This is a genomic window from Janibacter terrae NBRC 107853 (genome assembly GCF_001591405.1).
Lineage (GTDB): Bacteria > Actinomycetota > Actinomycetes > Actinomycetales > Dermatophilaceae > Janibacter > Janibacter terrae.
The window spans coordinates 38,879-57,356 of record NZ_BCUV01000006.1; the positions used below are offsets into that span (position 1 = coordinate 38,879).

At 71.6% G+C, this 18,478-nt stretch carries 19 protein-coding genes; 4 read left to right on the top strand and 15 right to left on the bottom strand.

All coding sequences use genetic code 11. The features are described 5' to 3' along the window. Positions 1 to 4: 4 nt before the first annotated feature. Complete coding sequence (locus JT1_RS05475) at positions 5 to 880, bottom strand: ParA family protein (protein WP_245634684.1); 876 nt, start codon at positions 878 to 880, stop codon at positions 5 to 7. Positions 881 to 953: 73 nt separating this feature from the next. Further along, the gene (locus JT1_RS05480) at positions 954 to 1,865 is read right to left on the bottom strand and encodes a site-specific tyrosine recombinase XerD (RefSeq protein ID WP_068324390.1); all 912 of its coding nucleotides are present in this window, start codon (positions 1,863 to 1,865) and stop codon (positions 954 to 956) included. Positions 1,866 to 1,994: 129 nt separating this feature from the next. Here JT1_RS05480 and JT1_RS05485 point away from each other — a divergent pair, with 129 nt between their 5' ends. Further along, positions 1,995 to 2,606 (top strand): hypothetical protein, encoded by a 612-nt coding sequence (locus JT1_RS05485; RefSeq protein ID WP_068325391.1) that lies wholly within the window; start codon positions 1,995 to 1,997, stop codon positions 2,604 to 2,606. 417 nt (positions 2,607 to 3,023) lie between these two features. Beyond that, positions 3,024 to 3,431 carry a helix-turn-helix domain-containing protein gene (locus JT1_RS05490; protein ID WP_169701870.1) on the top strand — a complete coding sequence of 136 codons (408 nt, stop codon included), beginning with the start codon at positions 3,024 to 3,026 and terminating at the stop codon, positions 3,429 to 3,431. A gap of 10 nt (positions 3,432 to 3,441) precedes the next feature. Here JT1_RS05490 and hisS read toward each other — a convergent pair whose 3' ends face one another. Then, positions 3,442 to 4,803, bottom strand: coding sequence for a histidine--tRNA ligase (hisS, locus tag JT1_RS05495; RefSeq protein WP_068324396.1), 1,362 nt, complete (start codon positions 4,801 to 4,803; stop codon positions 3,442 to 3,444). After that, positions 4,800 to 5,504, bottom strand: a complete 705-nt coding sequence (locus JT1_RS05500; protein WP_068324399.1) for an MBL fold metallo-hydrolase — start codon at positions 5,502 to 5,504, stop codon at positions 4,800 to 4,802. Before JT1_RS05500 ends, hisS begins: the two co-directional genes overlap by 4 nt. Before the next feature lie 56 nt (positions 5,505 to 5,560). On the opposite strand from JT1_RS05500, the gene JT1_RS05505 reads away from it, so the two are divergent. Beyond that, on the top strand, positions 5,561 to 6,934 hold the full coding sequence (locus JT1_RS05505; protein WP_255218263.1) for a DUF349 domain-containing protein: 1,374 nt from the start codon (positions 5,561 to 5,563) through the stop codon (positions 6,932 to 6,934). An 8-nt stretch (positions 6,935 to 6,942) separates the two neighbouring features. Here JT1_RS05505 and JT1_RS05510 read toward each other — a convergent pair whose 3' ends face one another. The 10 genes from JT1_RS05510 to pdxT form a co-directional block, all read right to left on the bottom strand. Continuing rightward, positions 6,943 to 9,231, bottom strand: coding sequence for a RelA/SpoT family protein (locus JT1_RS05510; RefSeq protein WP_068324402.1), 2,289 nt, complete (start codon positions 9,229 to 9,231; stop codon positions 6,943 to 6,945). A gap of 9 nt (positions 9,232 to 9,240) precedes the next feature. Continuing rightward, entirely contained in the window at positions 9,241 to 9,756 is a 516-nt protein-coding gene (locus JT1_RS05515; protein WP_068324405.1) for an adenine phosphoribosyltransferase, read from the bottom strand. A gap of 11 nt (positions 9,757 to 9,767) precedes the next feature. After that, on the bottom strand, positions 9,768 to 10,985 hold the full coding sequence (gene secF / locus JT1_RS05520) for a protein translocase subunit SecF (RefSeq protein ID WP_255218265.1): 1,218 nt from the start codon (positions 10,983 to 10,985) through the stop codon (positions 9,768 to 9,770). Continuing rightward, a complete protein-coding gene (secD, locus tag JT1_RS05525) occupies positions 10,982 to 12,853 on the bottom strand; it encodes a protein translocase subunit SecD (RefSeq protein WP_068324414.1) in 1,872 nt (623 codons plus the stop codon). Before secD ends, secF begins: the two co-directional genes overlap by 4 nt. Before the next feature lies 1 nt (position 12,854). Next, positions 12,855 to 13,163 carry a preprotein translocase subunit YajC gene (gene yajC / locus JT1_RS05530; RefSeq protein ID WP_068324417.1) on the bottom strand — a complete coding sequence of 103 codons (309 nt, stop codon included), beginning with the start codon at positions 13,161 to 13,163 and terminating at the stop codon, positions 12,855 to 12,857. Positions 13,164 to 13,304: 141 nt separating this feature from the next. Beyond that, a complete protein-coding gene (gene ruvB, locus JT1_RS05535; protein ID WP_068324420.1) occupies positions 13,305 to 14,426 on the bottom strand; it encodes a Holliday junction branch migration DNA helicase RuvB in 1,122 nt (373 codons plus the stop codon). Beyond that, positions 14,423 to 15,016, bottom strand: coding sequence for a Holliday junction branch migration protein RuvA (ruvA, locus tag JT1_RS05540; protein WP_068324423.1), 594 nt, complete (start codon positions 15,014 to 15,016; stop codon positions 14,423 to 14,425). The genes ruvB and ruvA overlap by 4 nt, the downstream gene beginning before the upstream one ends. Beyond that, entirely contained in the window at positions 15,013 to 15,543 is a 531-nt protein-coding gene (gene ruvC, locus JT1_RS05545) for a crossover junction endodeoxyribonuclease RuvC (RefSeq protein ID WP_439645743.1), read from the bottom strand. Before ruvC ends, ruvA begins: the two co-directional genes overlap by 4 nt. A 92-nt stretch (positions 15,544 to 15,635) precedes the next feature. Further along, positions 15,636 to 16,397: a YebC/PmpR family DNA-binding transcriptional regulator gene (locus JT1_RS05550; RefSeq protein ID WP_068324426.1), complete on the bottom strand. Its 762-nt coding sequence runs from the start codon at positions 16,395 to 16,397 to the stop codon at positions 15,636 to 15,638. A gap of 44 nt (positions 16,398 to 16,441) precedes the next feature. After that, entirely contained in the window at positions 16,442 to 17,053 is a 612-nt protein-coding gene (gene pdxT / locus JT1_RS05555; RefSeq protein ID WP_068324429.1) for a pyridoxal 5'-phosphate synthase glutaminase subunit PdxT, read from the bottom strand. Positions 17,054 to 17,136: 83 nt separating this feature from the next. Between pdxT and JT1_RS05560 the strand changes: the two genes are divergently transcribed. Continuing rightward, complete coding sequence (locus JT1_RS05560) at positions 17,137 to 17,469, top strand: hypothetical protein (protein WP_068324432.1); 333 nt, start codon at positions 17,137 to 17,139, stop codon at positions 17,467 to 17,469. Between the two features lie 75 nt (positions 17,470 to 17,544). On the opposite strand, the gene pdxS is transcribed toward JT1_RS05560, so the two are convergent. Continuing rightward, positions 17,545 to 18,441 carry a pyridoxal 5'-phosphate synthase lyase subunit PdxS gene (gene pdxS, locus JT1_RS05565; protein WP_068324435.1) on the bottom strand — a complete coding sequence of 299 codons (897 nt, stop codon included), beginning with the start codon at positions 18,439 to 18,441 and terminating at the stop codon, positions 17,545 to 17,547. Between the last annotated feature and the right edge of the window lie 37 nt (positions 18,442 to 18,478).

Consider the following 18,478-nt stretch of genomic DNA (forward strand, 5'->3'; position numbering starts at 1 on the left):
GTCGTCAGGGAGCACCGCCGCGCGAGATGAGCTCGCGGGCCAGCTGTCGGTAGGCGTTGGCGCCGGAGTGGCCGGTCGCGTAGGTCGTGATCGGCTCCGCGGCGAGGGTCGCGTCGGGGAACTTCACGGTGCGCGAGATGACCGTGTGGAAGACCTTGTCGCCGAAGTGCTCGACGACCGAGCCGACGACCTCGCGGCTGTGCAGCGTGCGGCCGTCGTACATCGTCGCGAGGATGCCGTCGACGACGAGGCCCGGGTTGAGGCGGTCGGTGATCTTGTCGATCGTCTCCACGAGCAGAGCGACGCCACGCATGGCGAAGTACTCGGTCTCGAGCGGGATGACCACGCCGTGCGCCGCGGTGAGCGCGTTGACGGTCAGCAGGCCGAGGGAGGGTTGGCAGTCGATGAGGATGACGTCGTAGTCGTCGAGGACCGGCCGGAGCACGCGGGCCAGGATCTGCTCGCGCGCGACCTCGCCGACGAGTTGGACCTCGGCGGCGGAGAGGTCGATGTTGGCCGGGGCGACGTGGAGCCCGGGGACCGCGGTGCGCTGGATGATCTCGGTGATCTCGTGCCCGCGGGTGACGAGCAGGTCGTAGATCGTCAGGTCGAGCGTGTGGGTGGGGACCCCGAGGCCCACGGACAGCGCGCCCTGCGGGTCGAAGTCGACGAGCAGCACCTTGCGCCCGGCCTCCGCCAGGGCGGCGCCGAGGTTGATCGTGGTCGTCGTCTTGCCGACCCCACCCTTCTGGTTGCACATCGCGATGATGCGGGCCGGGCCGTGCGACGCCAGCGGCGGCGGCTCCGGGAAGGTGGGCAGGGGTCGGCCGGTGGGACCGGGCTGTGCCTGGTCGTGCTCGATGTCGAGCTGTGGCGTCACCTCGGATGCCAAGGTCGGATCACTCCATCGGGTCTGCGGTCGGTCAGCCTCTCGCTGATCAGCGACGACCCTATCAGCGGGCACGGGGGTGGCTCTGCGCGTAGACCTCGCGCAGCTGCTGCACGGTGACCATCGTGTAGATCTGCGTGGTCGTCACCGAGGCGTGCCCGAGCAGCTCCTGCACCACCCGCACGTCCGCGCCGCCCTCGAGCAGGTGGGTCGCGAAGGAGTGTCGCAGCGTGTGCGGCGAGACGTGGCCCTCGAGGCCCGCGCGGCCGGCGGCGGTGGTGATGACGCCCCAGGCGCTCTGCCGGGAGAGCCGGGAGCCGCGCTGGTTGAGGAAGACCGCCGGGCCGGCCTTCCCCTTGGCCGACAGCGTCGGCCGGCCGCGCACGAGCCACGCGCGCACGGACTCCACCGCGTAGGAGCCGAGCGGGACGACCCGCTCCTTGCCGCCCTTGCCGAGCAGGCGGGCGGCACCGACGTCGAGGTCGAGGTCGTCGATGTCGAGCCCGACGGCCTCGGAGATGCGGGCGCCGGTGCCGTAGAGGACCTCCAGGAGCGCGCGGTCGCGCAGCGGTGCGGGCCCGTCGCCGAGCCCGGCGGCGTCGATCAGCCGGGTCACCTCGTCGAGGGCGATGGCCTTGGGCAGGCGCGAAGGGGGTGCCGGCGGCGCCACGTCCTCGGCCGGGTCGTGCGTGGTCTCACCCTCGAGGGCGAGGAACTTGTGGAGCCCGCGGACGGCGACGAGCGTGCGGGCAGCCGAGCTCGCGGCGAGCGGAGGGTGGGCGTCGTCACCGGTGCGCAGCGCCGCCAGGAAGCCGGACACGTGCAGCTCGGTGACGTCCTCGGGACTGGTGATGCCGTGCCCCGCGAGGTGCTCGACGTACCGTCCGGCGTCGCGGCGGTAGGCGGAGAGGGTGTGCGCGGAGACCCCTCGCTCGACGTCCATCTGGGTCAGCCAGGTCCGCACGGCGCGCTCCATCGGCGTCGTGCTCACGGGGCCGTGGCCTCCATCGGGGCGGTGTGGTGTGGCGCGGTGGGTGTTGAACCGCGGGCACGCCGTTGTGCCCACGGGTGGCCTGGGCCACTGCGGGCAAGTGTAATGGCCCGCATGAAGCTCTATGCGGATCTCCCGGCCCGTCGTCGTGGCCAGGTCCTCGCCGACCTGCTGATGGTCGCGTGGATCCTGTTGTGGGCCAAGGTCGGTCACGCCGTCCACGACTCGGCCTTGTCCCTCGCCGAGCCGGGCCACCGGCTCCAGGATGCGGGCAGCAGCTTCCGTGAACGGCTGAAGACCGCGGGCGAGGGTGTGGACGACCTGCCGCTCCTCGACGACCGGGTGGCCGAGCCGTTCCGGGACGCGGCCGGCGCCGGGACAAGCATCGAGGACGCCGGGCGCGACCTCGTCGACGCCGTCGAGCGGCTCGCCACGACCCTGGGATGGGTCACCGCTCTCACCCCGGTCGTCATCGTCGGTGCGTTCTGGTTCGCCGCGCGCCTGCGCTTCGTGCGCCGCGCGACCGCCGCACAGTCGCTCGTCGACTCCGTGGACGACCTCGACCTCTTCGCCCTGCGGGCGATGGCCAACCAGCCGCTCCAACGCCTCGCGCGGATCAGCCCCGACCCCGCCGGCGCCTGGCGCCGCGGCGACACCGAGACGATCCGCGAGCTCGCCGGCCTCGAGCTCGCCGCCTGCGGCCTCCGTCCCCCGGACGCGCGCTGAGCGCACACCTGGTTCATCGAGCCCTTCGACACTGCTCCGTACTCTGAGCACGCGGGCCCAGAGTACGGAGCAGTGTCGAACAGCGAGCGGAACCGAGCGGGACCGAGCGGGACCATGGTCTCGAGATGTCGATCCCCAGTCCCGCCGGGCCGGACCCGTCCGTCCACAGGTGGCGTCGCTGCCAGCCGACAGCACCGCGTCCGGGGCAGGCTGGTCGGCATGGACCCGCCGCCGCCCGAGCCGCCGTCGCCGGACTCGTCTGCGCAGCCCCCCATCGTCTGTCCCACGGACTGCGACATCTGCCGGGAGCCCGACGACTGCGTGGACTGTCTGATCTGCCTCTACTGGCCGGAGGTCCCCGAGCCGCTCGTACCGGGACCGGCGCGGGGCCACGCTCTGCCGGCGAAGTCAGCCGAGATGGCAGCCGCTCGGCGGGGCCTCGTCCTCAGCCGCCGGGTAGGGCTGGTCAGCCGTCGTTTCCGCCGGCTCAGGCGGCTCACCCAACGCCAGCTCGCGGCGGAGCTGGGATGGAGCAGGGCCGCTCTCGGGCGCGCGGAGAGCGATGCGTCGGCCCTGGCGCTGGCCAAGGCGGACACGCTCCTGCAGCACGTGGGCTACCGCCTGGCCATCGTGCCCGACACCGGACCGGCGGCGGTCGGTGAACCGGACGACCTGTCGTGGCCGGCCGCCGACCTGCTGGCCCGCGACGGCGCGCGCCGGCGGCCTCCCCCGTCGAGCGAGGTGACCTGGCACCCGGAGGGCGAGCTCCGGCAGGACGTCGACCTGCGGGGCCGAGAGTGGACCTGGCGCCGTCTGCGCTCTTGAGCGTCGCGGGCTACTCCCCCAGCGCGACGACCTGGGGGCGCAGGTCCGCCGCCGGGCACTCCCAGGCCGCGGCGTCCGCGTCGACCTGCTCGCCCGAGCGGATGTCCTTGACCTGGTCGCCGTCTCCCTCACCGGCGCCGGGGAACCACACGTACGGGATCCCGCGCCGCTCGGCGAAGCGGATCTGCTTGCCGAACTTCGCCGCGGCCGGGGCGACCTCGCAGGGGATCCCGCGGGCACGCAGCGCCGTGGCGACCGCGACGGAGGCGGGGCGGCTCCCTTCGTCCGTCACGGCCACGAGGACCGCGGAGGGGGACTTGCGGCTCGCGCCGACCAGGCCCTTGCCGAGGAGCAGCCCGAGCAGGCGCGAGAGGCCGATGGAGATGCCGACGCCGGGATAGGTGTTCTTGCCGTCGCTCGCCAGCTCGTCGTAGCGGCCGCCGGAGCAGAAGGAACCCCACGACTCGTAGCCGACGAGCTGGGTCTCGTAGACCGTGCCCGTGTAGTAGTCGAGACCGCGGGCGATGCGCAGGTCCGCGACCATGGCGCCGGGCGCGGCGGCCGCCCCCGTGTCGATCACGGCGGCGAGGGCCTCCAGACCCTCGTCGAGCAGCGGGTGCTCGACCCCGAGCGCGCGGACGCGGTCGACGAAGGAGGTGTCCTGCGTGCGGATCTCGGCCAGCGCCAGCACGGCCTGTGCCTGCTCCGTCGTCCGCCCGGCCTCGACGAGGAGGGCGGCGACCTTGTCCGGGCCGATCTTGTCCAGCTTGTCGACGGTGCGCAGCGTCCCCGCGACGTCCTCGATGCCCAGGCCGCGGTAGAAGCCCTCCGGGATCTTGCGGTTGTTCACCTGGATGACCATCGGCGGGATCGGCAGCTTCGCGAAGGTCTCCGCCATCACCAGCGGCATCTCGGCCTCGAAGTGCGGCGCCAGCTCCCCCACGTCGACGACGTCGATGTCGCACTGGGTGAACTCGCGGTAGCGGCCCTCCTGCGGGCGCTCGCCGCGCCAGACCTTCTGGATCTGGTGGCGCCGGAAGGGGAAGTTCAGGCGGCCGGCGTTCTCGACCACGTAGCGCGCGAAGGGCACGGTGAGGTCGAAGTGCAGCCCCAGCTCGGACTCGCGACCGGAGGCACCCCCTTCGTCCTCCGCGAGGCGGTGGATCCCGTAGATCTCCTTGTCCGCGTCGCCGCCCTTGCCGAGCAGGCGCTCGACCGGCTCGACCGCGCGGGTCTCGATCGACGGGAAGCCGTGCAGCTCGAAGGTGCTGCGGATGACGTCGATGAAGTGCTGCTCGACGACCCGCTGCTCGGGCAGGTACTCGGGGAAGCCCGACAGCGGGGTGACCTTGGTGGCGCGGGGGGTGCTCATGACAGTCCTTGCAGGTACGGGTTGGTCGCCTTTTCGCGGCCCAGCGTCGTCGCGGGTCCGTGTCCGGGCAGGACGAGGCTGGAGTCGGGGCGCGGATGGACGGCCCGACGAAGGGAGTCCTGCATCGCCTCGTGCGACCCGCCCGGCAGGTCGGTGCGGCCGATCGACCCGGCGAAGAGCACGTCGCCCGTGATGAGCGTCCGGTCCACCTCCGCCTCTGCGGGGATGCCCTCGGGCACCCGGCCCGTCGCGAACATGACCGAGCCCTCCGTGTGGCCTGGCGCGTGCACGACCTCGAGGTCGAGGCCGGCGACCGTCACGGTCTCGCTGTCGGTGACCTCCACGACACGCTCGGGCTCGCGCCAGGTGACCCGCTTGCCGAACTGCTGCTCGAGCATCCCCGTCAGCTGCGGGCCGAGCGACGAACCACCGAGCGGGTCGACGAGCCGGTAGCGGTCGTCGCGGTGGATGTAGGCCGCGAGCTCACCGCCGCAGACCGGCGTCACGGAGAAGACATGGTCGACGTGCCCGTGGGTGAGGAGCACGGCAGCGGGCTTCAGCCGGTGCTCCGTGAGCACCTCGCGCAGCGTCTCCTCGATCCCGATCCCGGGGTCGACGATGAGGCACTCCTCACCGGGAGCATCCGCCAGGACATAGCAGTTGGTCCCGAACGCCTGCGCCGGGAACGAGATGGTCAGCACGGTCCAACCCTACGTGCGCCCCCGCTCCTCCCCCGCGAATGGGTAACCTCGAGCCTGTGAGTGACGAGACCAACGCCCCGCGCCCTTCGGCGCCCTCGCCTGCGGCCCTGGCCCGCATGGCTCCCCGGCCGCCCGCGACCCCCGCTGCGGAGGTCCCAACGGTGACCAACGACCACTCCGCGTCGGCCGCCTTCGGCCGCGCGGACGAGGAGGGCAGGGTCTTCGTCAAGGACGGCGAGGGCGAGCGCGAGGTCGGCTCCTACCCCGGTGCGACGCCGGACGAGGCCCTGCAGTACTTCGCCCGCAAGTACGACGAGCTCTTCGCCTCCGCCACCCTCCTGCGCCACCGCCTGGACTCCCCCGACGTCTCCGCCAAGGAGCTGGCCGACGGCCTGAAGTCCCTGCGCGAGCACGCGCAGGAACCCAACGTCGTCGGTGACCTGCCGGCCCTCGCCGCCCTCATCGCCGAGCTGGAGGGAGGCCTGGCCACCAAGCGCGAGGCCGAGTCCGCCGTGCGCGCCGAGGCCAAGAAGGCCGCAGCGGTGGAGCGCGAGGCGCTCGTCGCCGAGGCAGAGCAGATCGCCGCCCAACCCGTCGACAAGGTGCAGTGGAAGCAGTCCACCGCCCGCATGCGCGCTCTCCTCGACGAGTGGAAGGCCCATCAGCGCGGCAAGGTCCGTCTGGACAAGGACGTCGAGGGCGCCCTGTGGCAGCGGTTCTCCAAGGCCCGCAACGGCTTCGACAAGGCGCGTCGCTCCCACTTCGCGCACGTCGAGCAGACCCGCGGCGACGCCAAGGCGACGAAGGAGGAGCTGGCCACCGAGGCCGAGCGTCTCTCCACCTCCACCGACTGGAATGCCACCGCCGGTGCCTACAAGCGCCTGATGGACGAGTGGCGCCGGGCCGGCCGCGCCGGCCGTGCCGACGACGACCGCCTGTGGGAGCGCTTCCGCAGCGCCCAGGACACCTTCTTCAACGCCAAGGACGCCGAGGCGGCCAAGGAGGACGAGGCCCACCGCGGCAACCTCCAGGTCAAGGAGGCGATCCTCGCCGAGGCCGAGGCGCTGCTGCCGGTCAAGGACCTCGAGAAGACCAAGGCCGCACTGCGGGACATCCAGGAGCGGTGGGAGGCCGCGGGCAAGGTCCCGCGTGCCGACATCGACCGGATGGAGAAGGGCATGCGACGCATCGAGCAGACGGTGCGCGACGCCGAGGACAAGAAGTGGTCGCAGTCCAACCCCGAGCTGTCCGCCCGCGCCGCCTCGATGGTCGCCCAGCTCGAGTCCAGGGTCACCGACCTGCGTGACGACCTCGCCACGGCAGAGGCGAAGGGGGATACCTCCCGCGCCGCGAAGATCCAGGAGCAGATCGACGCCCAGCAGGCGTGGTTGGACCAGGCACGCAAGGGCCTGGACGAGTTCGGCGGCTGACGCGCCCCTCAGCCCCTGGAGCTGCCTCCGGTGATGCGGAAGGTGTCGAAGACCGACTCGATCCGCTTCACCTGCTGCATCACGTGGCTGAGGTGCGCCACCTCGCCCATCTCGAAGGTGAACCGCAGCACGGCCACCCGGTCGCGCGAGGTGTGCACGGCCGCCGAGAGGATGTTGACCCCGGACTCCGACAGGACCCGGGTCACGTCCGACAGCAGCCCCGCGCGGTCGAGCGCCTCGACCTGGATCTGGACGAGGAAGAGGCTCGAGCTGCTCGGTGCCCACTCGACCTCGATGAGCCGCTCGGACTCCTTCTGCAGGGAGTCGGCGTTGGGGCAGTCGACCCGGTGGACGGACACGCCGTTGCCGCGGGTGATGAAGCCCATGATCTCGTCGCCGGGCACGGGCGTGCAGCAGCGCGCCAGCTTGACCCACAGGTCGTCCATGCCCTTGACGACGACGCCCGGGTCACCGTGGCTGCGGCGCTGCCCGACCGGTCCCGGCAGCGTGGCCTCGGCGAGGTCCTCCGTCGCCCCCTCCTTGCCGCCGGCCGCGGCGATGAGCCGCTCGACGACGTGCTGGGCGGAGACGTGCCCCTCGCCGACCGCGGCGTAGAGGCCGTCGACGTCCTGGCGGCGTAGCTCGCTCGCGACCGCCGTGAGGCTCTCGACGGTGACCAGCCGGTGGAGCGGGAGGTTCTGCTTGCGCACGACCTTGGCGATGGCCTCCTTGCCGGAGTCGATCATCTCCTCGCGGCGTTCCTTGGTGAACCACTGCTTGATCTTGTTGCGGGCGCGCGCCGAGCGCACGAAGTTCAGCCAGTCCCGCGACGGCCCGGCGCCCTCGGCCTTGGACGTCAGGACCTCGACGGCGTCACCGTTCTCGAGCGGCGAGTCCAGGGGCACGAGGCGGCCGTTGATCCGGGCGCCGATGCACCGGTGCCCGACCTCGGTGTGCACCGCGTAGGCGAAGTCCACGGCGGTCGAGCCCGCAGGCAGGGCGATGACCTGCCCCTTGGGCGTGAAGGCGTAGACCTCCTGGGTCTTGATCTCGTAGCGCAGCGAGTCGAGGAACTCGCTCGGGTCGGAGGTCTCCTTCTGCCAGTCGAGCAGCTGGCGCAGCCAGGCCATCTCGCCCATCTGGCCGTCGTCGACCTTGCCGCCGTCGGGTCGCGCCTGGTCCTTGTACTTCCAGTGCGCGGCGACGCCGTACTCGGCGCGGCGGTGCATCTGGTGGGTGCGGATCTGGATCTCGACCGGCTTGCCCTGCGGACCGATCACGGTCGTGTGCAGGGACTGGTACATGTTGAACTTCGGCAGGGAGATGTAGTCCTTGAAGCGCCCGGGCAGCGGGTTCCACCGCGCGTGCAGCGCCCCGAGGGCCGCGTAGCAGTCACGGACGGTGTCGACGAGCACCCGGACCGCGACGAGGTCGTAGATCTCCCCGAACTCCCGACCCCCGACGATCATCTTCTGGTACACGGAGTAGTAGTGCTTGGGGCGGCCGGTCACCGTCGCCTTGATCCGCGCCTCCCGCAGGTCCAGCACGACCTGGGCGCGGACCGTCGCGAGGTACTCCTCGCGGGCCGGGGCACGCTCGGCGACGAGGCGGACGATCTCCTCGTAGACCTTGGGGTACAGGGTGGCGAAGGACAGGTCCTCCAGCTCCCACTTGATGGTGTTCATGCCGAGGCGGTGCGCCAGCGGCGCGTAGATCTCGAGGGTCTCCTGCGCCTTGCGCTGCGCCGACGCCGCCGAGACGTAGCGCCAGGTCCGGGCGTTGTGGAGCCGGTCGGCGAGCTTGATGACGAGGACGCGGATGTCGCGGGCCATCGCGACGATCATCTTGCGCACGGTCTCGGCCTGGGCGCTCTCCCCGTAGGTGACCTTGTCGAGCTTGGTCACGCCGTCGACGAGCTTGGCCACCTCGGCGCCGAACTCGGCCTCGAGGTCGTCGAGGCTGTAGTCGGTGTCCTCGACCGTGTCGTGCAGGAGGGCAGCGGCCAAGGTCACCGGCGTCATGCCGAGCTCGGCGAGGATCGTCGTCACCGCGAGCGGGTGGGTGATGTAGGGGTCACCGCTCTTGCGCACCTGGCCACGGTGGGCGCGCTCCGCGACCTCGTAGGCGCGCTCGATGATCGACAGGTCGCTCTTGGGGTGCGACTGCCGCACGATCGTCAGCAGCGGGTCGAGGACACCGGGTGTCGGGGCGCGACCACTGCCGATGCGTGCGAGCGAGGCGCGCGCCAGCGAGCGGGGTGAGAACCCGCCTCCGCTGCCCGTGCTGCGCTCGCTCATGGAGTGAGCCTAGACCGTGACCAGCGCCCGGACGTCACGCCCCACGAGGGCTGCCCGCCCGTCGAGGACCGCGATCTCCACGAGGATCTCCACCGCCGGCACGACCGCCCCGCAGGACTCGAGGAGCTCGCACGCCGCGCGCGCGGTGCCCCCGGTCGCGAGCACGTCGTCGACGACGAGGACCCGCGAGCCCGCGGCGACCGCGTCCTCGTGGACCTCGATCCTGGCCGAGCCGTACTCGAGCGCGTAGTCGAGCCCCACGGTGGTCCCCGGCAGCTTCCCCGCCTTGCGCACCGGCACGAACCCGACGCCCAGCTCGAGGGCCACCGCGGCCCCGAAGATGAAGCCGCGGGCCTCGAGACCGGCGACGAGGTCGACCCGGCCGTGCCAGGGCCGCGCGTGCGCCCGCACGACGTCCGCGAAGAGCGCCGCGTCCGCGAGCAGCGGGGTGATGTCCTTGAAGGTCACGCCCGGCTCGGGGAAGTCGGGCACGTCCCGCAGCGCGACGAGGATCCGCTGCTCCATCGGGGTCCGGCTCACCGGCTGCCCCGTCGGTTGCGCGGCGTCTTCTTCGGCTGGTTGCGCGGACCGGCCGACTGGGCGTACTTGTGCACGGCGCGACCGGTGACGGTCTGCGGGGTCTCCCCGGCGACCGGCTCCGCATCTCTCGACGAGACCGACGTGCTCGGCGCCGACGTGGAGGCGGCGGGGGTCGCCCCCTTCGTCGTCGTGGGCGCGGCGCCGGCGGGCACGGACTCGCGAAGGGGGGTCCGCACCGGCTGCTTGGCCGCGGCCTTGTCGAGGGCGAGGACCTCCGGGTCCTTGCGCCGCAGGTCCACCAGGAGCGGGGTCGCGATGAAGACCGAGGAGAAGGCGCCCACGGTCATGCCGATGAACAGCGCGAGCGAGAGGTCGAGGAGGGTGCCCGGACCGAGCTTGGCGAACCCGATGACCAGGACCGCGAGGATCGGCAGCACGGCGATGACCGTGGTGTTGACCGAGCGCACGAGCGTCTGGTTGACGGCGAGGTTGGCCGCGTTCGCGAAGGTCGAGCGCTTGTTCTGGAAGGCCGCTCGGGTGTTCTCCTTGACGTGGTCGAAGACGACCACCGTGTCGTAGAGCGAGTAGCCGAGGACGGTCAGGAAGCCGATCAGCGTCGCCGGCGAGACCTCGAAGCCGGTCCACGTGTAGATGCCCACCGTGATGAGCATGTCGTGGGCGAGGGCGACCATCGAGGCGACGGCCATCTTCCAGTTGCGGTAGTACAGCGCCATGAGCGCCGTCGTGATGATGATGAAGACGACGAGCGCGCGCAGGGCCTGCTGGCTCACCGAGGCACCCCACGAGGGGCCGATGAAGCTGGAGCTGACCTTGTTGCTCTCGACCCCGAAGGTCGTGGCGAGCTGCTGCGCGACCTCGCGCGCCTGGTCACCGTCGAGCTCCTCGGTCTGGACGCGGATCGTCGTCCCGCCGAGGGTGGAGACGTTGGCGGAGGCGGCGTTGCCGGCGACCTCGCGGACCGCGGCGGTCGCCTCGTCCTCGTAGTCGGCCGGCGCACCCGAGGTGGCGACGCGGAACTCCGAGCCACCGGTGAACTCGAGGCTGAGGTTGAGCCCCTGCACGAGGAACCCGAGGGCGGCGACGGCCATGATCACGGCCGAGATGATGTACCAGGTCCTGGACTTGCCGACGAAGTTGATCGACCGGTCGCCGGTGTACAGGTCGTTGCCCCACTGGGCCATCCGACTGCTCATGACACGCTCCCCTCGGCGGCGGACACTGCGGGCGGGACGTCCACCTGCCCCCGGCCGCGGTAGCGCAGCTTGACCTCACGCAGGGTGTCGACGTCGAAGCCGGACCACGGGTGACCGGACGCGAAGAACTTGTTGCGCGCGAGGATCGTCAGCAGCGGGTGCGTGAAGAGCCAGAAGACGATGAGGTCGATGAGCGTCGTGAGGCCGAGCGTGAAGGCGAAGCCACGCACGCCCGAGCTCGCGAGGACGTAGAGGACGACGGCGGCGATGAGGTTGACGCCGTCGGCCACGAGGATCGTGCCCTTGGCGCGGGCCCAGCCGGCCTCGACGGCGGCGCGCAGGTTGCGTCCCTCGCGCAGCTCGTCCCTCACCCGTTCGAAGTAGACGATGAAGCTGTCGGCGGTGACACCGATGGCGATGATCAGGCCGGTCACGCCGGCCATGTCGAGACGGTAGTTGTACCCCCACGCCAACAGGGCGATCGACAGGTACGTCATGCCGAAGGCGATGAGCATCGACCCCATGACGACGACCGACAGCGCGCGGTACTGCAGCAGCGAGTACAGCAGCACGACGAAGAGGCCGATGATGCCGGCGATGACGCCGTAGCGCAGCTGCTCGGAGCCGAGCGTCGGGCTGATCTCCTGACGGGTCTGCACGTCGAAGGAGAGCGGCAGTGCGCCGAACTTCAGCGACTTGGCGAGGGCGCGCGCCTCCTCGATCGGGAAGCCGGAGATGCTCGCCTGCCCGTTGGGGATCGCCTCGTTGAAGCCGGGGTCGATGAGGACCTGCGAGTCGAGGACCGCCGCGAGGGCGTTGTAGGAGCCGGGCGGGTTGGTCGGGGAGGCCGGGGACAGCCCGGGCAGCTGGACCATCTTCGTGGAGATGTCCCCGTACTCGCCGCGACCCTTGCTCGTGAGGGTCAGGGAGATCTCGGGCTCGTTGGTCTGCTGGCCCTGCGGGCCGACCCGGTAGCCGGCCTCGGCGTCGGCGATCTCGGTACCGGCCACGACGACCGGGCCGAGCACGTACTTCAGCGAGCCGTCCTGCTTGCAGGCGACGATCGGCTCGGTGGTCTTGGTGTCGGGACGCTGCTCCGGCGGCTTGGAGCAGTCGAGCTCCTGGAACTGCTTCCAGACCTCGGGGGTGATGTTGTTGGGGTCCAATGGGCCGGTGGGCTTGCCGGACGGCGTCCAGCCCTGCGTGGGCGCCTCGGTGGGCGCGGCGCTGGTGCTCTTGCTGCTGGTGCTCTTGCTGCTGGTGCTCTTGGGACTGGTGCTCGGGGACGTCGTCGCCGCGGTGCGGGCACGGTCGCGGGATGCAGAGGTCTCGCTGCTGCGGCTGGCGCTGGGCCGCGGGGAGGTCGAGCTCCCGCTCGGCTCCGCGGCACCCGATGTCGGGCTCGAAGAGCCCGAGCCGGTCGCGGAGGGCTGCGGCTGGAGGAGCTCAGGGCTGCCGATGTCGGTGGCCAGGACCGGGCGGAACTGCATCTGCGAGGACGCCGCGATGGCGTCCTCCTGCTCCTTGGTCGGGGTGCCGGGCATCGCGACGACGATGTTGGAGTCACCCTGCGTGGTGACCTCGGCGCCGGTGGTGCCCTGCGAGTCGATGCGCTGCACGATGATGTCGCGCGCCTCGGCGAGCTGCTCCTGGGAGACCGACCCGCCGCCGCCGACGCGGGGCTCGAGGACGATCTGGGTGCCCCCTGCGAGGTCGAGTCCGAGGCGCGGGGCCCAGCTCGCGTCCTTCTGCAGGACGCCGTAGCCCAGGGCACCGGTCATGACGACGACCATGGCGAAGAGCCACATCAGGGTGCGCTTGGCGTGGTCCTTGCGGGCCACGTCCCGCGTGCGTCGACGCTCCGCCATGTCAGCCCTGCCCGGCCTGGTCGTCGACCGGCCCGGTCGGCCCGGTCGGCTCCGCCTTCATGCCCACGGCGCGACGGTCGAGCGTGAGCACGGTGCCCGGCGCGACCTCGAGGCGCACCCGGTCCGTGTCCAGCTCGGTGATCCGACCGAGGATCCCGGAGGTCGTGAAGATCTCGTCCCCCACCTGCAGCGAGGCGGAGAACTCCGCCATGGTCTTCTGCCGCCTGCGCGCGGACCAGAGCATGAATCCGATGAGGACCAGCGGCAGGACGAGGAGGAGCAGGCTGGCGGTCTGCGAGCCTTGGTTCATGAGGAGGACTTCCTGGGTCGGGACTGGTCGGTCGGCACGACGTTGCAGTGGCTCGGGGAGGCCCGAGCCAGTGGCCGAGTCTAGGTCAGGGCCGTTGCCCTCACCAACGGACACGCGACCCCGTCCGGTTCCGGTTCGGGATCAGCCCAGCCGCCCGGTCTCCGGCCCGTCGTCGAGGCGAAGGGGGGCCTGCTCGCCCGCCGGTGCGGTGAGGCCCAGGTGCTCCCACGCCGTCGCGGTCGCGATGCGCCCGCGGGGGCTGCGCACGATGTACCCCTGTCGCACGAGGTAGGGCTCGGCGACGGTCTCGACGGTGTCGGTCTCCTCGCCGACCGCGACCGAGAGCGTCGACAGACCGACCGGTCCCCCGCCGAAGCGTCGGCAGAGCGCGTCCAGCACGGCCCGGTCGAGCCGGTCGAGCCCGGCGGCGTCGACGTCGAAGAGCGTGAGGGCAGCCCGGGCCGCGTCGAGGTCGACCTGACCGCTGCCGTGGACCTGCGCCCAGTCGCGCACCCGACGCAGCAGCCGGTTGGCGATGCGTGGCGTGCCCCGCGACCGGGTGGCGATCTCGGCGAGCGAGTCCTCGTCGGCGACGACGCCGAGCAGGCGCGCGCTGCGGGCGAGGATCCGCTCGAGGTCGGCGACCTCGTAGAAGTCGAGGTGGCCGGTGAAGCCGAAGCGGTCGCGCAGCGGCGCGGGCAGCAGCCCGGCACGCGTGGTGGCGCCGACCACGGTGAAGGGGGGCAGCTCGAGCGGGATGGCCGTCGCCCCGGGCCCCTTGCCGACGATGACGTCGACGCGGAAGTCCTCCATGGCGAGGTAGAGCATCTCCTCGGCCGGCCGGGACATGCGGTGGATCTCGTCGAGGAACAGCACCTCGCCCTCCGCGAGCGAGGACAGCACCGAGGCCAGGTCGCCCGCGTGCTGGATCGCCGGGCCCGAGGTGACCCTGATCGGCTGCTCGAGCTCGGCGGCGACGATCATCGCCAGGGTCGTCTTGCCGAGCCCCGGCGGGCCGGACAGCAGCACGTGGTCCGGCGGGGACCCCCGCCGACGCGCGGCCTCGAGGACGAGGCCGAGCTGGTCTCGCACCTTGGGCTGGCCGGGGAACTCGGAGAGCCGTCTCGGGCGCAGGGCCGCCTCGACGGTCGTGTCCTCGTCGGTCCCGCCGGCGTCGACGATGCGGGCGGTCGCGTCGAAGGAGCCGTCGCCCTGCCGCGGGTCCTCGTCGGCCACCTTGATCTCGGAGCTGAAGCCGCTCATCGGGCGAGCACCTGCAGGGCCGCGCGCAGCGCGCTGGAGACATCGCCTCCGGCGTGGTCGTCGGCCACCCTGGCCACGGCGTCGGCGGACTGCTTCGCCGAGTAGCCCAGGCCGACGAGGGCCTCGGCCACCTGGTCCTGCCAGGAGCCGACGGGGGCGCTCGCCCCGGGGCCGGCCCCGCCGCCGGGCACCTGCGGGAGCTTGTCGCGCAGCTCGAGGGCGATGCGCTCGGCGCCCTTCTTGCCGATGCCGGGCACCTTGGTCAGGGTCGCGATGTCGTCGCCGGCCACGGCCGCGGCGAGGTCGTCGGGGCTGAGCACGGACAGGATCGCCAGCGCGACGCGCGGCCCGACCCCGCTCACCGTCTGCGCCAGCTCGAAGGTGTCCCGCTCCCCCACGGTCGCGAAGCCGTAGAGGGTCATCGAGTCCTCGCGCACGACCATGGTCGTCGCGAGCTCGACCGGGGCTCCGGTGCGGCAGCCGGCGGCGACCGACGGCGGGGTGTGCACGAGCAGGCCGACGCCGTGGACGTCGACGACGACCCGGTCGAGCCCGACGTGCCGGGCGGTGCCGGTGACGGAGGCGATCACGGGCCGGCCACCGCCCGCAGCCGTGCCCGCTCGCTGGCCGCCGCGAGCTCGCGGCGGGCCGAGCCGGCCCCGCGCCACTGGTGGCAGATCGCCAGGGCGAGCGCGTCGGCGGCGTCGGCCGGGGTCGGGGCCTCGGGCAGCGACAGGATGCGCGTGACCATCGAGGTCACCTGGCTCTTGTCGGCCCGCCCGGAGCCGGTGACGGCGGCCTTGACCTCGGTCGGGGTGTGCAGCGCCACCGGCAGGCCGCGGCGGGCACCGGCGAGGAGCACGAGCCCGCTCACCTGGGCGGTGGTCATGACGGTCGGCACGTGGTCGGCGGCGTAGACCCGCTCGAGCGCGATCGCGTCCGGGTCGAAGCGGTCCAGCCAGGCATCGAGCTCGTCCTGGACGTACGCGAGCCGGTCCCCGGTGTCGCGGTCGCTGGAGGTGCGCACGACGCCCACGGCCACCATGCGCAGGGCCCGGGCCTCACCTTCGACCACGCCGAGGCCGCACCGGGTGAGGCCGGGGTCCACGGCAAGCACGCGCACGTGCACCCTCCTGTCGTCGACTAGAACACCTGTTCTACTCGAGACTACGTGTCGACGGCGCAGGCGGCGCCGTCGACACGCCGGGGTCACTCGGCTTCGGCCTCGAGCTCGGCGAGGACCTCGTCGGACACGTCACCGTTGGTGTACACGTCCTGCACGTCGTCGCTGTCCTCGAGGGCGTCGATGACGCGCATCATCTTCTTCGCGCCCTCCTTGTCGAGGGGCACCTGCATGCTCGGCAGGAAGGAGGCCTCGGCGGAGTCGTAGTCGACGCCGGCCTCCTGCAGCGCGGTGCGCACCGCGACGAAGTCGGTCGCCTCCGAGACGATCTGCCAGGACTCGCCGAAGTCGTTGATCTCCTCGGCGCCTGCCTCGAGCACGATCTCGAGCAGGTCGTCCTCGCTCTTCTCCGTCTTGGGCACCATGACGACGCCCTTGCGGTTGAAGAGGTAGGCGACGGAGTTGGGGTCGGCGAGGTTGCCGCCGTTGCGGGACAGCGCGGTCCGCACCTCGGTCGCGGCGCGGTTCTTGTTGTCGGTGAGGCACTCGATGAGGATCGCGACCCCGCCCGGTGCGTATCCCTCGTAGGTGATGTTCTCCCAGTCGGCGCCGCCGGCCTCGGCCCCGGAGCCGCGCTTGACCGCGCGGTCGATGTTGTCGTTGGGGACCGAGCTCTTCTTCGCCTTCTGGACCGCGTCGTAGAGCGTGGGGTTGCCGGAGAGGTCACCACCGCCCGTGCGGGCGGCCACCTCGATGTTCTTGATGAGCTTGGCGAAGAGCTTGCCGCGCTTGGCGTCGATCGCCGCCTTCTTGTGCTTCGTGGTTGCCCATTTGGAGTGGCCGGACACGTTGGTCTCCTCGTACTGGCTGGCAGGTGGTCCGAGGATCGATCCTACGCGGAGCCGTGCACCATCTGGACGAAGAGACGGTGCACGCGGTGGTCACCGGTGACCTCGGGGTGGAAGCTCGTGGCGAGCAGACGGCCCTGCCGGACGACGACGGGGTGGGTCTCCCCCTTCGCCTCGACGGACGCGAGCACCTCCACTCCCGGCCCGGCCTCCTCCACCCACGGGGCGCGGATGAACACCGCACGCACCGGACCGCCGTCGACGCCGACGACGTCGAGGTCGGTCTCGTAGGAGTCCACCTGACGCCCGAAGGCATTGCGCCGCACCGTGATGTCGATGCCCCCAAGGGTCTGCTGGTCCCGGTGCCCGTCCAGGATGCGATCGGCGAGCAGGATCATCCCGGCGCAGCTGCCGTAGACCGGCATCCCCTCCGCGATGCGGGAGCGAAGGGGGTCGCGCAGGTCGAAGATGCGGGTCAGCTTGTCGATGGTGGTCGACTCGCCGCCGGGCAGGACGAGCGCGTCCACGCTCGCCAGCTCCTCGGGGCGGCGGACCGCGACGGCCTGCGCGCCGGCACCCTCCAGCGCGGCCAGGTGCTCCCGGACGTCGCCCTGGACGGCCAGGACGCCGATGACGGGACGGGTGCGGTCTGTCATGGGCGGAATGTAACCGTTTGAGGTCGGTGCCGTCGGGTAGCGACAGGGCGCACCACCCCACACCAACCCCTCTGGAGGACGTCATGGGCAAGATCACGATGCTGGCCGCAGGAGCCGTGGGCTATGTGCTCGGTACCCGAGCCGGCCGCGAGCAGTACGACAAGCTGAGCACGCAGGCCAAGCGCGTCTGGCGTGACCCGAAGGTGCAGCGCAAGGCCGGTCAGGCCCAGGAGGCTGCCGTCGGCCTGGGTCACAAGGCCGAGGAGAAGGTCACGTCGAAGGTCAAGGAGCACACGGGGGGCGACTCCTCGGGCACCACGACGAGCCCGACCCCGGGCACGGGCACGATGGGCGAGGGCGATGTCCACCGCCCCACCACGGGGAGCGACACGCCCGGCGGGGGCACCTTCGCCTGATGCCCGCGACGCAGGGCGGACGCCGACGCCGGCCGGGACAGCACGTCCCGGCCGGCGTCGTCGCTCGGCCCGTCGTCACCAACCGCGCTCGGCGAGGCGGTGCGGCTGCGGGATCTCGTCGACGTTGATGCCGACCATCGCCTCGCCGAGGCCGCGGGAGACCTTGGCCAGGGTGTCGGGGTCGTCGTGGAAGGTCGTCGCCTTGACGATCGCCTCGGCGCGCTGCGCCGGGTTGCCGGACTTGAAGATGCCGGAGCCGACGAAGACGCCCTCGGCGCCGAGCTGCATCATCATCGCGGCGTCGGCCGGGGTCGCGATCCCACCAGCGGTGAAGAGCACGACCGGCAGCTTGCCCGCGGTCGCGACCTCCTTGACGAGCTCGTACGGCGCCTGCAGCTCCTTGGCTGCGACGTAGAGCTCGTCCTCGGGCAGACCCTGGAGATGGCGGATCTGCTGGCGGATCTGGCGCATGTGCGTGGTGGCGTTGGAGACGTCGCCGGTGCCGGCCTCACCCTTGGAGCGGATCATCGCCGCGCCCTCGGTGATACGCCGCAGCGCCTCCCCGAGGTTGGTCGCACCACAGACGAAGGGGACGGTGAAGTTCCACTTGTCGATGTGGTTGGCGTAGTCGGCCGGGGTGAGCACCTCGGACTCGTCGATGTAGTCGACGCCGAGGGCCTGCAGGACCTGCGCCTCGACGAAGTGCCCGATGCGCGCCTTGGCCATGACCGGGATCGAGACGGCCTCGATGATCCCGTCGATCATGTCCGGGTCGCTCATCCGCGAGACCCCACCCTGGGCACGGATGTCGGCCGGGACACGCTCGAGGGCCATCACGGCGACCGCGCCCGCGTCCTCGGCGATCTTCGCCTGGTCCGGGGTGACGACGTCCATGATGACGCCGCCCTTGAGCATCTCGGCCATGCCGCGCTTGACCCGCGCGGTCCCGGTCTCGGTCGTCTCGTCGCCCATGGTCTTCTCCCTCGTCCGTGGCCCGGCACGCAGGCCG

What these genes read in the sequence shown, in the direction of transcription:
- ruvB (WP_068324420.1), bottom strand. Translation starts at nt 14,426, where the DNA reads ATGAGCGGCTTCAGCTCCGAGATCAAGGTGGCCGACGAGGACCCGCGG.
- secF (WP_255218265.1), bottom strand. Translation starts at nt 10,985, where the DNA reads ATGAGCAGTCGGATGGCCCAGTGGGGCAACGACCTGTACACCGGCGAC.
- yajC (WP_068324417.1), bottom strand. Translation starts at nt 13,163, where the DNA reads ATGAACCAAGGCTCGCAGACCGCCAGCCTGCTCCTCCTCGTCCTGCCG.
- JT1_RS05515 (WP_068324405.1), bottom strand. Translation starts at nt 9,756, where the DNA reads ATGGAGCAGCGGATCCTCGTCGCGCTGCGGGACGTGCCCGACTTCCCC.
- pdxT (WP_068324429.1), bottom strand. Translation starts at nt 17,053, where the DNA reads ATGACAGACCGCACCCGTCCCGTCATCGGCGTCCTGGCCGTCCAGGGC.
- JT1_RS05490 (WP_169701870.1), top strand. Translation starts at nt 3,024, where the DNA reads ATGGCAGCCGCTCGGCGGGGCCTCGTCCTCAGCCGCCGGGTAGGGCTG.
- JT1_RS05510 (WP_068324402.1), bottom strand. Translation starts at nt 9,231, where the DNA reads ATGAGCGAGCGCAGCACGGGCAGCGGAGGCGGGTTCTCACCCCGCTCG.
- JT1_RS05480 (WP_068324390.1), bottom strand. Translation starts at nt 1,865, where the DNA reads ATGGAGCGCGCCGTGCGGACCTGGCTGACCCAGATGGACGTCGAGCGA.
- secD (WP_068324414.1), bottom strand. Translation starts at nt 12,853, where the DNA reads ATGGCGGAGCGTCGACGCACGCGGGACGTGGCCCGCAAGGACCACGCC.
- JT1_RS05560 (WP_068324432.1), top strand. Translation starts at nt 17,137, where the DNA reads ATGGGCAAGATCACGATGCTGGCCGCAGGAGCCGTGGGCTATGTGCTC.
- hisS (WP_068324396.1), bottom strand. Translation starts at nt 4,803, where the DNA reads ATGAGCACCCCCCGCGCCACCAAGGTCACCCCGCTGTCGGGCTTCCCC.
- pdxS (WP_068324435.1), bottom strand. Translation starts at nt 18,441, where the DNA reads ATGGGCGACGAGACGACCGAGACCGGGACCGCGCGGGTCAAGCGCGGC.
- JT1_RS05485 (WP_068325391.1), top strand. Translation starts at nt 1,995, where the DNA reads ATGAAGCTCTATGCGGATCTCCCGGCCCGTCGTCGTGGCCAGGTCCTC.